This window comes from Caulobacter sp. Root1455 (assembly GCF_001426905.1).
Classification (GTDB): domain Bacteria; phylum Pseudomonadota; class Alphaproteobacteria; order Caulobacterales; family Caulobacteraceae; genus Caulobacter.
In genome coordinates, this window is sequence record NZ_LMFQ01000004.1 from 52,981 (window position 1) to 66,796 (window position 13,816).

9 protein-coding genes are annotated in these 13,816 nt (G+C 67.6%); 5 read left to right on the plus strand and 4 right to left on the minus strand.

Features of this window, described 5'->3' with window-relative positions; translation table 11 throughout:
- Positions 1-32: 32 nt before the first annotated feature.
- From ASD21_RS04200 to ASD21_RS04220, 5 genes are all read left to right on the plus strand, one after another.
- Positions 33-1,229, plus strand: a complete 1,197-nt coding sequence (locus ASD21_RS04200; RefSeq protein ID WP_082554620.1) for a glycoside hydrolase family 88/105 protein — start codon at positions 33-35, stop codon at positions 1,227-1,229.
- Between the two features lie 8 nt (positions 1,230-1,237).
- The gene (locus tag ASD21_RS04205; RefSeq protein WP_056437203.1) at positions 1,238-2,494 is read left to right on the plus strand and encodes a DUF2264 domain-containing protein; all 1,257 of its coding nucleotides are present in this window, start codon (positions 1,238-1,240) and stop codon (positions 2,492-2,494) included.
- A 90-nt stretch (positions 2,495-2,584) separates the two neighbouring features.
- A complete protein-coding gene (locus ASD21_RS04210; protein ID WP_056437206.1) occupies positions 2,585-3,391 on the plus strand; it encodes an IclR family transcriptional regulator in 807 nt (268 codons plus the stop codon).
- Positions 3,392-3,737: 346 nt separating this feature from the next.
- A complete protein-coding gene (locus ASD21_RS04215) occupies positions 3,738-6,608 on the plus strand; it encodes a TonB-dependent receptor (RefSeq protein ID WP_056437209.1) in 2,871 nt (956 codons plus the stop codon).
- A gap of 184 nt (positions 6,609-6,792) precedes the next feature.
- Positions 6,793-10,011 carry a glycoside hydrolase family 2 TIM barrel-domain containing protein gene (locus ASD21_RS04220; protein ID WP_056437212.1) on the plus strand — a complete coding sequence of 1,073 codons (3,219 nt, stop codon included), beginning with the start codon at positions 6,793-6,795 and terminating at the stop codon, positions 10,009-10,011.
- Between the two features lie 161 nt (positions 10,012-10,172).
- Here ASD21_RS04220 and ASD21_RS04225 read toward each other — a convergent pair whose 3' ends face one another.
- From ASD21_RS04225 to ASD21_RS04240, 4 genes are all read right to left on the minus strand, one after another.
- On the minus strand, positions 10,173-10,646 hold the full coding sequence (locus ASD21_RS04225) for a pyridoxamine 5'-phosphate oxidase family protein (protein WP_056437215.1): 474 nt from the start codon (positions 10,644-10,646) through the stop codon (positions 10,173-10,175).
- 94 nt (positions 10,647-10,740) lie between these two features.
- Positions 10,741-11,421, minus strand: coding sequence for an ABC transporter ATP-binding protein (locus ASD21_RS04230; RefSeq protein ID WP_056437218.1), 681 nt, complete (start codon positions 11,419-11,421; stop codon positions 10,741-10,743).
- Positions 11,418-12,677 carry an ABC transporter permease gene (locus ASD21_RS04235; protein ID WP_056437221.1) on the minus strand — a complete coding sequence of 420 codons (1,260 nt, stop codon included), beginning with the start codon at positions 12,675-12,677 and terminating at the stop codon, positions 11,418-11,420. Before ASD21_RS04235 ends, ASD21_RS04230 begins: the two co-directional genes overlap by 4 nt.
- Positions 12,674-13,786, minus strand: a complete 1,113-nt coding sequence (locus ASD21_RS04240) for an efflux RND transporter periplasmic adaptor subunit (protein WP_235524832.1) — start codon at positions 13,784-13,786, stop codon at positions 12,674-12,676. Before ASD21_RS04240 ends, ASD21_RS04235 begins: the two co-directional genes overlap by 4 nt.
- Positions 13,787-13,816: the final 30 nt, after the last annotated feature.

The window sequence follows — 13,816 nt, forward strand, 5'->3', positions numbered from 1 at the left end:
ACCGCCGTCACTCCGCGAAAGAGATTTCCAGCATGAAGCCCGTGGTCCTTCCCGCTCTTGCCCTGGCGATGCTGATCGCGCCCATGGCGTCGTCGCCCGCGCTGGCCGCGCCGGCCAAGGCCCCCGCCGCCGCGAGCGCCGCCGTTCCCTATGCGCGCGCCGATGTGATGCGTCTGGCCGAGAAGGTCGCCGACTATCAGCTGGCGACCATGGCGGCCGGCTACATTCCGCCCAACACCTCGCGCGACACGGCCGACCCGAAGGGGTGGGTGCAGGGCGCCTTGTTCGTGGGCCTGCGCGACCTGGCCGACCGGTCGGACAACCCGGCCTATCGCCAGGCGATCCTGGCGCGGGGCCTGGCCAACCAGTGGGAGCTGGGCAAGCGCTTCTATCACGCCGACGACCATGTGATCGGCCAGGCCTACCTCTGGGCCTCGCGCCACGGCGGCGGGCCCGAGGCGATCGCGCCGCTGCGCCAGCGGTTCGACGCCATCCTGACCTACCCGCCCAAGGTGGGGCTGGAGCACGCCGAATACACCGATCCGCGCGGCGTCGACTGCGACCAGCGCTGGTGCTGGAGCGACGCGCTGTTCATGGCGCCGGCCACCTGGTTCGAGCTGAGCGCGGTCACGGGCGATCCGCGCTACGGGGCCTATGCGCGCAAGGAATTCGCCGCGGTCACCGACTTTCTCTACGACAAGGACGAGGGGCTCTATTACCGCGACTCGCGGTTCTTCACGCGGCGCGGACCCAACGGCGAGAAGGTGTTCTGGAGCCGCGGCGACGGCTGGGTGTTCGCGGGCCTGGCCCGCGTCATCCCGCTGCTGCCGCCGGGCGATCCGGACCGCGTCCGGATGGAGGCGGTCTTCAAGCAGATGGCCGCTAAGTTGAAGGCGATCCAGAAGCCGGACGGCTACTGGTCGCCCTCCCTGCTGTCCGACCCCGCCAAGTCGCCGCCGGAATCGAGCGGCACGGCCTTCTTCACCTACGGACTGGCCTGGGGCGTGAAGGCGGGCCTGCTCGATCGCGACGCCTACGAGCCCGCCGTCCGCAAGGGCTGGAGCGCCCTGACGCGCGCGGTGCATCCGGACGGCAAGTTCGGCTACGTCCAGCCGGTGTCCGATCGTCCGGAGAGCGTCAGCTACGACGACACCCAGTTCTACGGCGTCGGCGCGTTCCTGCTGGCGGCGACGGCGATGGCGGATCTCGATCTCAAGCCGGTTCGATAGGGGCGACCATGCACAAGCGCGATTTCATGAAGGCCGCCCTCGTCGGCGCCGCGTCCCTCGGAGCCGGAGCCTCGGCCAATGCCGCCAAGCGGGCTGGCGCCCCGCTCGACGACCGCGCCTATATGGCCGGCCTGCTGGAGAAGATGGCCAGTCCGGTGCTGTCGGCGATGTCGCAGGGGCGGCTCAAGGCGACCTTTCCCCTGGAGCTCAGCCCGACCTGGGACGGTCGCGACAAGAACGTGGCCTATCTGGAGTGTTTCGGCCGCCTGATTTCGGGGCTGTCGCCGTGGCTGGGCCTGCCCGAGGACGCCACGCCCGAGGGCCGGACGCGCAAGCGCCTCACCGACCAGGCGCTGCAAAGCTATGTCCACGCCGTGGATCCTTCCAGTCCCGACTACCTGGCCTGGCGCGATCACGGCCAGGCCCTGGTCGATTCCGCCTACTTCACCCAGGCCCTGCTGCGCGCGCCCAAGGCGCTGTGGGATCCCCTCGACGCGACCACCAAGAAGCGCATCGTCGAGGAGATCAAGGGCCTGCGCCGGGTCAATCCGCCCTTCATTAACTGGCTGCTGTTCGCGGCGATGAACGAGGCCTTCCTGCTGTCGATCGGCGAGGAGTCGGATCCGATGCGGCTCAACACGGCGGTCCGCAAGATCGACGAGTGGTACATCGGCGACGGCTGGATCAAGGATGGGGCGACCTTCCACTTCGACTACTACGGCTCGTTCGTGATGCACCCGATGATGATCCAGGTGCTGGAGGTCATGGAGGCCCACAAGGCGCCGTTCTGGAAGGACGACCTGACCAAATGGCGCGAACTGGCCGTCAAGCGCGCCCAGCGCTACAGCGAGCACCTGGAGCGCTTCGTTTCGCCCGAGGGGACCTTCCCGCCGTTCGGCCGGTCGCTGACCTATCGCACGGCGGTGTTCCAGCCCCTGGCGCTGCTGGCCTGGCGCAAGCAGCTGCCGGCCAAGCTGTCGGAGGGGCAGGTGCGTTCGGCGCTGGTCGCCGCCCACAAGGCCGTCTTCACCGAGCCGAGCAACTTCACGCCGGACGGCTTCCTGACGATCGGCTTCGTCGGGCATCACCCGACCCTGGGCGACTGGTATTCGAACAACGGCAGCATGTATGTCACGACCGAGGGCCTCCTGGCGCTGGGCCTGCCGGCCGCCGACAGCTTCTGGACAGCGCCGGCCCAGCCCTGGACGCAGAAACTGGCGTTCGCCGGCAAGCCCTTTCCCAAGGACTACGCCGTCGATTTCTGACCGTCGAAGGCGGGCCGGGGTTTTCAAAATTGACGCTGGGGCGTATCAACTACCGGAACGCTCTCGCACCAAAACGCAGAATCCTGATCCATGGCCCAGCCCGCCGATACCGTTGTCCACGACGGTGAGGACGATCAAACCGCCTCTCCGCGGGCCAGCGCCGGCGCGCTGACGCTGTTCAAGGGGTTGGAAGTGCTCAGCCGCGTGGCGAAGGGCGACGCGACCCTGGGGCAGATGTCCAAGGCGCTGCAGCTGAACAAGACCACCGTCCACCGCCTGGCCTCGACCCTGGTGGAGGCCGGCTTCCTGTCGTTCAATTCCCGCGACGGATACGCGCTGGGCACCAAGCTGCTCGAGCTCGGCTACGCCGCCTCCCAGCAGATCACCCTGACGCGGGTCAGCCGCGAGCACTTACGCCAGTTGTCGATCGACACCGGCGACACGGTGAACCTGGGCGTCCTCGAACGCGATCAGGTGCACTACATCGACAAGATTCCCGGCTCGCGCCGCATCGAGGTGCGCTGCGTGGTCGGCGAGCGCCAACCCCTGCGCCACACCGGGCTTGGCAAGGCCCTGCTGCTCGATGAGAGCGAGGAGGTCTGGCGCGAGGTCTTCCTGCGCGAGGCCGCCGTCTATCCCCGCTATCGTTACGACCTTCGGCAATGGCTGGAGGTCATGCGGGCCTATCGCGCGAAGGGCTCGGCCCTGGATCTGGACGAAAACGAAGACCACATCCGATGCGTGGCCGCCCCGATCCGGGACATGAGCGGCAAGATCGTCGCGGCCGTCTCCGTTTCCTCCATCGCCCAGTACATGGACGACGCGCGCATCGAGACGGTGACCGCCTACGTCAAGGAAGCCACCGCCAAGATCAGCGCCGAGTTCGGCTACCGCTAGAGGTCGTCGTCCGGCCGCCTGGTTCCCGGCGGCGCCTCGGCCTGTTCCGCATTTCACGGTTGGAGCGAAGCAAAGGTGTTGCATGTCCGCAACGCTCAGGCGCCCCTGCGACCGTTTAAATGAAAAATACTACAAATGCCGTTCCCATAGCTGCGCGCTTGTGTCGATATGCGTGACAGAAGTTCAGAGGCGCCCAGCGCCCGGGGTGAGGAAATACGTCCGCGCACGTCGTGCGCCGCCTGACGCCGGCCGACCGCTTTTGGATCGTTGACCGCCGCCTTGCTCCGTTCGAGGGCAGGCGCCCGAGTTGCCATGCGGCAAGGCCGCGAAGGGGAGGGGAAAGCCCATGAAGAAGAAGCTTCTGCTATCGACGGTGCTGGCCGTGGGGGTCGGCGGCGCCGGTTCGGTTTGGGCTCAGGCGACCCAGGCGCCGCCGTCCCAAGCGGGCGACACCGAGCAAGTGAGCGAGGTGGTCGTCACCGGGTTTCGCTCATCGCTGGAGAAGGCCCTGAACCTCAAGAAGGACGCCATCGCCGTCCGAGACTCGATCGTCGCCGAAGACATCGGCAAGTTCCCCGAGGCCAACGTCGCCGAGGCCCTGCAGCGCATCCCCGGGATCTACATGACCCGCGATGGCGCTTCCAACGAAGGGCAACGCATCGCCATCCGGGGCTTGGGTCCCGAATATACGGTGACCACCCTCAACGGCGCTCCGGTCCATACGACCTCGTCGACCAACGTCGGCGGATCTTCGCGCGACTTCAACTATGATGTCTTTGCTTCCGAGCTGTTCGGCCGCGTGGACTTTTACAAGACGCCCCTGGCTGAACTTGAAGAGGGCGGCGTCGGCGGCGTGGTCGATCTTCAAACGCCAAGGCCGTTCGACGGCGCCGGCGGCCAGATTTTGCGGTTCAACGCGGTGGCCTCCTACAACACGGCGTCCAAGAAGATGGACCCGAATGTGTTTGGGCTGTTCTCGAAGACCTGGAACAATTGGGGCTTCCTGATCGGTGTCGCGCACTCGACCAGCGTCAACATGAAGTCGGGTTTCGAGGCGACGGGCGGCTACAACAGCAATTATCTGGCTGGCCACCCTGTTCCCGTCGACACCAAGACGCCGCCGACCATGCGCAATGGCCCCTTCAACATGGCGTTCGACTGGGCCGATCCGCGAGCGGCGGGCATGCTCGGCAATCGGACGGCGATCGACAACGCCTATCTTTCGCGTTTCTACCGGTACTACGGCGCTGAAAATACGCGCGATCGCGACGGACTGGTGTCCTCACTCCAGTACAAGAACGACAAGCTGGATGTGAGCTTCGATACGCTGCTGTCGCATCTCCAGGACTCGCGCGACGAATTCACCTTCGGCCTGCCGATCCGTAACTCGGCCACCACCAATGTGGCCGCCCGTCCGGGCACCGCGGGTCACAACGGCCTCGTGCCGATCAACGTCAGCATCGTCGACGGCAACGTGCTTCAGGGAACGTTCGGCAACACGTCCTATCTGGGCGAGAGCTACTACTACAACGCCGAGACCAAGTTTGGGTACGGCGGCCTCAACGCCAAGTACCAGGTCAACGACTCGCTGACGCTGACGGGTCAGCTCGCGGCTTCGGACAGCCGGGCCTTCTATGACAACAAGCGCATCGTCTCGAACATCTACGGCGTGACCTCCACCCTCGACTGGGGTGACGACCGGGTCTATCCGGGGCTTTCGGCGCCGGGGGTCGACTTCACGAACCCGGCCAATTTCGAAGATTTCAGCACGGCCGTGGACTGGAATCGCGAAGTGGACCAAGAGCGTGTCGCCAAGCTGGTGGCCGACTGGGACTACGGGCTCGGCGACTGGAAGGGTCACCTGAAGGCTGGCCTGTCATACGTCGATACGACCAAGCAAAAGACCAAGCGTAACGGAACCGCGATCGTTCAGGCTCGCCTGGCCGCGATCGGCGCCGCGGGGCTACGCGCGTCGATGCTGCATTCGGTGCCGCTTGATAATCTCGTCATCGGCGACAACTACCCGCAGCAATGGGCCACCTTCTCGCGCGGCTACGTGATCAACGCGCTTGACCCGCTCGGCGCCGCCATGGCCTCGCCGGTCGATCTCTCCAGCAGCTTCACCGCCGACGAACAGGTCAGCACCTTCTTTGTCCAGTCGGACTTCAGCGGCCAGGTTCTTGATCGCGAACTGCGTATCAATGCCGGCGTGCGTTATTCGCAAACCGACATGACCATCGACAACTTCAAGAAGACGGGGACCGGCGGCGCCTATCAGCCCAATACCGAAGAAAGCAGCTACGACAACACCCTGCCTTCGGTCAGCTTCGCGTACGACGTCATCCCCGATGTGGTCTGGCGCGGTTCCTGGGGCAAGACCATCACGCGAGCCTCGTTGTCGCGGATCGCTGCCCAGACGGTCATTCCCAATATCTACAACACCTATGCGACCTCGGGTAACCCGGAGCTGAAGCCGGAGATCTCGACGAACTGGGACACCACGATTGAGTGGTACTTCGGGCGCGGCGGCATTCTGAGCGCCGGTTACTTCAAGAAGAAGCTGGAGGACACGACGATCGCTCAGCGCTCGGTCGTGCCATTCTCCAGTCTCGGTCTTCCCGACGAGTCGCTGGCGATCATTTGGCACACCCAGAACGGGCATGTTGATCCCAACCTCCCCATCGACGTCGACACCTTCATCAATGGCGGCACGGTGAGTCTCGACGGTCTCGAGTTCGCCTATCAGCAGTCCTTTGATTTCCTGCCCGCGCCGTGGGACGGTTTTGGCGCGCTCGCCAGCTATACGAAGGTCAACTCGGAGAGCGCCGACCTGAGGTATCGCAAGCAGGACGGGTCGATCGACATGGTCAATCGCATCCCGCGATATTCGTACAGCTTGACCGGCTACTACGAAAAGGGCCCGCTGGGCGCGCGACTGACCTACAACTACAAGGCTCGGAACATCATCGACACCAACCCGGATGGTTCTGATTTGGAGCGCTGGCATGCTGGAGCCGGCTATCTCGACGGCAACGTCAGCTACAAAATCAACGACGAGCTTGAACTACGTCTCGATGTCCTGAACATCACCAATACGTTGGGCTTCGATTACTTCGAAGACGTCGCCGGTCGCTACGGCGACGGCAGGAAGACCCGCCTCGATTACGCCAAGTATGACGGCCGGACGATCAAGTTCGGCGTGCGCGGCAAGTTCTAGCCCGTCGGCGACCCTATCGGTCCGTCAGCGTCCCCCGCTGGCGGACCGCACTGGCCGGTGCGGGACGTGGTGTCCCTCACCGGCCTTTTCTTTGTCCATGACGTCGGCGCGGGTGGGCGTTGACGTCGGTTCGATGCAAATTGTCTGATGAATGGGCCGGATTCGATCCGGCGGGAGGGTTCGCATGAAGAAGGTGCTGTTGACCGGCGTCGCCTGGTTGGGTGTGGCGGGCATCGCGGCGGCCGCCGAGCCGCCACGCGTCCAGCCGGTTCAGGTGGACGCCTCGCGGCCCGACTGGGAGAATCCGGCCGTCTATGCGCGAGGCAAGCTGGCGGCCAGCGCCACCCACTTCCCGTTCGAGAGCCGCGAGGCGGCCCTGGCCGGCGACCCGACCCGCTCGGCGCGCTACCAGTCCCTGGACGGCCAATGGTCGTTCAACTTTTCGCCCTCGTCCGACGCCGTGCCCGACGGCTTCGAAAAGCCTGACTACGACGTCTCGGCCTGGAAGACGATCAAGGTCCCGGCGATGTGGCAGACCGAGGGCTACGACCAGCCCCGCTACAACAACATCACCTATCCCTTTCCGGCCAACCGGCCGCTGATCCCGCACGCGACGAACCCGGTCGGCTCCTATCGCCGCGCCTTCGAGATCCCGGCCGGCTGGTCGGGCCAGGATGTCATCCTGCACATCGGCGCGGCCGGCTCGGCCTACCGGGTCTGGGTCAACGGCAAGGAGGCGGGCTATTCCGAAGACTCCAAGCTGCCCAGCGAGTTCGACGTCACGCCGCTGCTGGCGCCCGGCCAGAAGAATGTGGTGGCCATCCAGATCCACCGCTGGTCGGACGGCAGCTATCTGGAGGACCAGGACTTCTGGCGCGTCTCGGGGATCGAGCGGTCGGTCTATCTGAAGGCTGCGCCCAAGGCGGGGCTAAGCGACCTGTTCGTCCACGCCGGTCTGGACAAGGCCTATCGCGACGGCGTGCTGTCGACGGACGTGGCGCTGACCCAGCGCGATCAGGCCGTCACCGCGCGGATGACCCTGCTCGACGGCGACAAGGTCGTCCTGAGCAAGGCGGCCAAGGTCGGGGCCGGAGCGGCCAGGACCCAGACCCTGTCGGCCAGCGTGCCCGGCGTCCGCCAGTGGACCGCCGAAACGCCCAACCTCTACACCCTGCTGGTCGAGGTGCTCGACGCCAAGGGCCAGCTGATCCAGGCCACGCCCCAGCGGATCGGCTTCCGCACCGTCGAGATCAAGGACGGTCGGGTGATGGTCAACGGCCGCCCGATCGTCATCCGCGGCGTCAATCGCCACGAGCACGATCCGGAGACCTTCCACGTCATCTCCGAAGCCTCGATGCGCCGCGACATCGAGCTGATGAAGCGCAACAACATCAACGCCGTGCGCACCTCGCACTATCCCAACGACCCGCGCTGGTACGCCCTGGCCGACGAGTACGGCCTGTATGTCATGGACGAGGCGGACATCGAGAGCCACGCCTACATGGACTACGCCAACAAGCACCCGGAGCTCCGGCCCAAGCTGCAGCTCGGCTTTGACCCCGCGTGGGAAGGCGCCCATGTCAGCCGCGTGCTCAACATGGTCGAGCGCGACAAGAACCATCCCTCGGTGATCTTCTGGTCGCTCGGCAACGAGGCCGGCATCGGACCCAATTTCGAGAAGGCCGCCGCCGAGGCGCGCAAACGCGATCCCTCGCGCCTGATCTCGTACCTGGGCTGGGGCACGCTGGACTGGGAGCACGCGCCCAACGCGTATGTCGACATCTACGCGCCGATGTACGACGACATCGAAAAGATGGTGGACTGGGCGCTGGATCCGACGCGCACCCAGCCGATGATCCAGTGCGAGTACGCCCACATGCAGGGCAACTCCGGCGGCGACTTCAAGGACTACTGGGACACCATCTACAAGTACGACAAGCTGCAGGGCGGCTTCATCTGGGACTGGGTCGACCAGTCGATGTACCGCTACACGAAGGACGGCCGCCGCTATTGGGGCGACGGCGGCGAGTACGGTCCCAATCCCGGCGGCGACGTCGAGTTCGGCGACGGTCTGAACCAGCCCGATCGCACCCCCAATCCGCACATCTACGAGGTCCAGAAGGTCCTTTCGCCGATCCAGTTCGAGGGCTTCGATCCGGCGACCGGAACGGTGACGGTCCGCAACCGCCACGACTTCCGCGACCTCGCCGGTTTCGCGTTCGAGTGGGCGGTGCAGGAGAACGGCGTGACGATCGCCTCGGGCGATCTGCCGACCCTGGCGGTCAAGGCGCGGGCCGCCCAGGCGGTCACCCTTCCGCTGCCCAGGATCGAGCGCAAGCCGGGCGCGGAATACTTCGTCACCGTTCGCGCCAAGGCCAAGGCGGATTCCGTGCCGCTGACGCCCGAAGGCTATGTCGTGGGCTGGGAGCAGTTCGCCCTGGGACAGCCGATGGCCGCGCCGGCCGCGGTGGCCGGCGGTCCCGTCGACCTGAAGGAAAGCGCCGAGAGCTTCTCGCTGTCGGCGGGCGGCGTCGGCCTGACGCTGGATCGCAGGACGGGGCTGGTCACCGGCTACGGCAGGGCGGGATCGGCGCTGCTGACCGGCGGCGCGCCCAACTTCTTCCGGGCCGAGACCGACAACGACACCCTGACCGGGATCGTGTCGCAGCAGACGCCGTGGAAGATCATGACCCGGGAGCGCCAGCTGCGGTCGATCGCCGCCCGTCGGCTGCCGGGCGGCGCGGTCGAGGTCAGCGTCGATCACGAGCTGGGCGCCGGCGCGGCCCGCTTCGTCACCACCTACACGATGAACGGCGACGGGACCGTCGACGTGGCCGGACTGCTCACCCCGCTGAAGAGCGATCTGCCCCCGCCGGTCCGGGTGGGCCTGGCGTTCTCGATGCCCACCAGCGTCAAGACGGTCGAATGGTACGGCCGCGGGCCGCACGAGACCTATGTCGACCGCAAGACCAGCGCGGCGATCGGGCTGTGGCGGGGGGCGATCGCCGATCAGAACCACGACTACATGCGGCCCCAGGACACCGGCAACAAGGTCGATGTCCGCTGGATGGAGGTTTCGGGCGAGGGCAGGGGACTGCGGGTCCGGGGCGAGACGCCGCTGATGATGAACGTCCTGGCCTTCCCCTACACCGACCTCTACCGCCGCCCCGAGGGGACCTGGAAGAGCACCGACATCACGCCGCACGGCGAGGTCTCGCTGCTGGTCGACGGCGCGCAGTGGGGCGTCGGCGGCGACACGGCCTGGAACCATGTCGGCCAGCCCCACATGCAGTACCGCACGCGTCTGGAGCCCACGCGCGTGGCTTTCAGGCTCGAGCCGTTCGACGGCGAAGGCACGACCCCCGACAAGGCCCTGCCGGCCCGGTCTACCGCGCCTCAGTGACCTCAAACGCTGGGTGTCAGGCGGCCCTCCGAGGGGGCGAGCGCGGCGTCGGCCGGACAAGCCGACGCCGCGACGAGGGCGCGGGGGAGGGAAGGCGCCGCGCCCGGGTTGCTGTCACGGACTCTCTGAGCCGCGACCGAGCCCAACTGGACGGCCGTTCGTCATGCGACAGGCGCGGTCTCGAGTTCGGCCGCCTCGACATGATCGACGTGACCAAAGCCCTTCCGATAGTCGAGCACCGAGATGACCAGGGGGGTGATGCAGAACAGCGCCATCTCCTGGTCGCCGAGCGAAAAGCCGTTGCCCAGCTCGGGGAACTTCGCGACGAACAGCCGGCCCACCGCCAGGGCCTGGTCGGGGGCGGTCAGGCGCGTGGCCGTTCCGCCGATCGACAGGCCGCGGATCTGACTCCAGGCCTCATAGGGCAGATCGACGGTCAGGGAGACGCGGGGATCGCGCGCCAGGTTTCTGGCCTTCTGCGACTGGGCCGAGCAACCGAAATAGATCGAGAGCCCATCGCTCGCGTAGGACACCGTGGTCGCCTGAGGGAAGCCATCCTCGCGCAGGGTGGCCAGGGTCAGGTCTTGGCCGGCCTCCAGAATGGAGAGGATTTCGTGTCGAAGCGTCTGGTCCATGGCGACCTCCCTGGCGTGCGGCGTCCGAACAGGAGGACATCGTGCGCGCGTCGCGGGGGCCGGCCTTGACGCCGGTCAAATCGCCGCCTTGCTCTCAAGTCTGGGCAACGATGCGGCCGTCGAGCATGTGAATGCGGCGGTCGGCGGCTTGGGCGAAACCCTCGTCATGGGTCACGCAGACCACGGCGCGGCCCTCTTCATGGGCCAGGCGGCCGAATTCCTCGATCACGCGGCGGGTGTTGGCGCTGTCGAGATTGCCCGTCGGCTCGTCGCAGAGCAGCAGCGCCGGGTCGTTGGCCAGGGCGCGGGCGACGGCCACTCTCTGGCGTTGGCCGCCCGACAGCCGGTCGGGTCGCCGGCCTTTCAGGTCGGGCAGGTCGAGCTTGGCGCAAAGCTCGTCGACCCGCGCCTCGATGCCGGCTTCTCCCAGCCGCCCCAATCGCCGCATGGGCAAGGCGATGTTGGCGCCGGCGGTCAATTCCGGAAGCAGGAAGTGGAACTGGAACACGAAGCCGATGCGCTCCAGGCGCAGCCGCGTGCGCGCCCGGTCGCCAAGCGCGCTGGTCGCCTGACCGTCGATCAGCACCTCGCCGACGTCGGGACGGTCCAGCAGGCCCAGCAGGTAGAGCAGGGAGGACTTGCCGCAGCCGGACGGGCCGACGATGGCGACCAGCTCTCCGGCGGCGACCGTCAGCGAGACGGCGTCGACCAGGGTGAACGGTTCCGGATCGACCAGCCGGCGGGTCAGCCCGCGACCTTCGAGGCGGACGCTCACGCCGCGCCCCGCAACACCGACACCGGATCGACGCGGGCGACCTTGCGAGCCGGCAGCCAGGCGGCGAGCAGGGCCGCTGTCATCGAGGCGCCGCCGGCGATCAGATATTGGCCAAGCCCGCGATCCAGCGGCAGGACCAGGGGTTTGCCGCCGATCGACAGCGGCAGGCGGGCCAGGATCTCCAGCAGGCCGGTTCCGATGGCGAAGCCCATGACCGCGCCCAGGATCGCGATCGCCACGCCCTCGATCAGGAAGATGGCCTGGACGTCGAACGCCGAAAAGCCCATGGCCCGCAGGATGGCGATGTCCCGCCGCTTGTCGGCGACGCTGTTGGAGACGGCGGTGTAGATGCCGAAACTGGCGACGATCAGGATGGCCAGGATCACCGCGTACATGATGACGTTGCGAACCACGAGCAGGTTGAGGATGTCGGCCGAGCGCTCCTGCCAGGACTCCCATTTGTAGCCCCACCGGGCTTCGAGGACCTCGGCCATGAGCCGTGCGTCGTCCGGATCAGTCAGCCGCACGTGCAACTGGTTGACGACGTTGGGCCGGGTGAACAGCACCTGGGCGGTGCGCAGCAGGCCGTAGGCGACCGCGTCGCCGGCATAGAAGCCCGCTCGACCCTCCGGCTCGATCAGGGCCAAGATGCGCATGCGCTGCAGGGCGCCGGTCGAGGCGGTGACGACCAGGGTGTCGCCCAGTCGCGCGCCGAGGCGGTCGGCCATCGGCCGGCTGATGATCAGGCCGTCGGGCCGGGCTTCCAGGTCGGACAGGCGGCCGCCGATCAGGGTCTCGTCGATCTTGGTCAGCCTTCCTTCGAGGCGGGGGTCCACCCCGTTCAGGGCGACGGCCGCGGTGCGGCCCGCATAGCCGATCGTCACCGCGCCGGAGAGGGAAGGGGCGACCTGCGCGCCGGGCTGGGCCCGAACGTCGGCCAGCATGGCCGGCCAATCCTTCAGGCCGCGCACCTCTTCCTGGGGCCGCAGACCCTCGATCCGCACCGCGTCCCCGGCGAAGGCCGTCAGGGCCGGTTGGCGGGTGGGCGCGCGACGCTCGTCGCGGACGATGATGTGCGGCGCCGTGTCGATCAGCGTGCGGATGAAGTCCTTTTGCGAGCCGACCATCATCCCCGAGACCGCCAGGAAGAACCCGACGCCGATGGCCACCCCCAGGGTGGCCACGAAGGTCGCGCGGGCGCGCACCCACAGGTGGGCGAACGCGATGCCCGCCAGGACCCGGAGCATGGCCATCATGGCTTCGCGGGTTTGACCCGCGCGCCGTCGCGCAGGTCCTTGGGCGGAGACAGGATGATCCGCGCGCCCGGGGCCAGCCCCGAGACGATCTCGGCCTGGTCGCCGCTCGCCGCGCCGACGACCACGGGAACCCGCCGGGCCTTGCCGTCCGCCTCGACCCAGACCGCGCCGTCGCGAATGGCGGTCGACGGGACGAGCCGGGCGTCGTCGCGGCGCGCCGTGACCAGGTTGAGCTCCACGGTCATGCCCGGGCGCAGGCGCGAAGCGGGCGGCAGGCCGACCCGCACGCGGAAGACCCGCCCGATGGCGTCGCCGACGGGCGTGATCTGATCGATCCGCCCCTTGAACGTTTCCCCCGGGAAGCCGTCGGCGCGGATCAACGCCGTCTGGCCCACCGCCAGACGTGCCACGTCGCGCTCGTCGACGTCGGCCGTGACGCGCAGACGCGCCGGATCGGCCACCAGGAAGAGCACCTTCCCCGACTGGGCCAGGTCGCCCGGCTCGGCGTCTCGCCGCAGGATCCGTCCGGCGATCGGCGCGGTGATCCGGTAGTCGGCCAGGCGGGACCAGGCGCTCGCGGCGGCGGCTTCGGCGGCCTTGCGCTGGGCCTGGGCGTCCTCGTCGGCGGCCGGCGCGGCGAACCCGGCCTGCAGCAGGCGCTGGGTCCGGGCGGCGATGACCCGGGCCTGGGCGGCCTGGGCCTCGACCTGCATCGCCGTGCCGCGTTGAGGACCGTCTTCCAGCTGGGCCAGAACCTGACCGCGCCGGACGACCTGGCCTTCTTCGACGGCCACGCTGCGGATCGGCGCGGTGGTCACCGGCGCGACATGGGCCTGGCGGGCGTGCTCGACCACGCCCGAGGCGTAGACCACGTCCACGGCCGCGCCCAGGCGGACCTGGCCGATCTGCACCGGGCGCGAACCCAGCAAGACGGTCAGGCCGACCAGCACGATTCCAATCAGGGCCGCTCCGGCGGCGGCGATCCGCCACCGCCGGGCGGCCGACCCGCGGACGGGCGTGACGACGGCGGGCAGGATGGACTTGACCAAGACGGGCTGCGTCACGGCGGGCCGGGTCGCATCGACCGGGGAAGCGGAAGCCTCGTTCAAGATCGTCTCCAGGCGATCGCGCCCGTGGGC

Coding starts and splice junctions, on each gene's coding strand:
- ASD21_RS04200 (WP_082554620.1), top strand. CDS start 33: ATGAAGCCCGTGGTCCTTCCCGCTCTTGCCCTGGCGATGCTGATCGCG.
- ASD21_RS04205 (WP_056437203.1), top strand. CDS start 1,238: ATGCACAAGCGCGATTTCATGAAGGCCGCCCTCGTCGGCGCCGCGTCC.
- ASD21_RS04210 (WP_056437206.1), top strand. CDS start 2,585: ATGGCCCAGCCCGCCGATACCGTTGTCCACGACGGTGAGGACGATCAA.
- ASD21_RS04215 (WP_056437209.1), top strand. CDS start 3,738: ATGAAGAAGAAGCTTCTGCTATCGACGGTGCTGGCCGTGGGGGTCGGC.
- ASD21_RS04220 (WP_056437212.1), top strand. CDS start 6,793: ATGAAGAAGGTGCTGTTGACCGGCGTCGCCTGGTTGGGTGTGGCGGGC.
- ASD21_RS04225 (WP_056437215.1), bottom strand. CDS start 10,646: ATGGACCAGACGCTTCGACACGAAATCCTCTCCATTCTGGAGGCCGGC.
- ASD21_RS04235 (WP_056437221.1), bottom strand. CDS start 12,677: ATGATGGCCATGCTCCGGGTCCTGGCGGGCATCGCGTTCGCCCACCTG.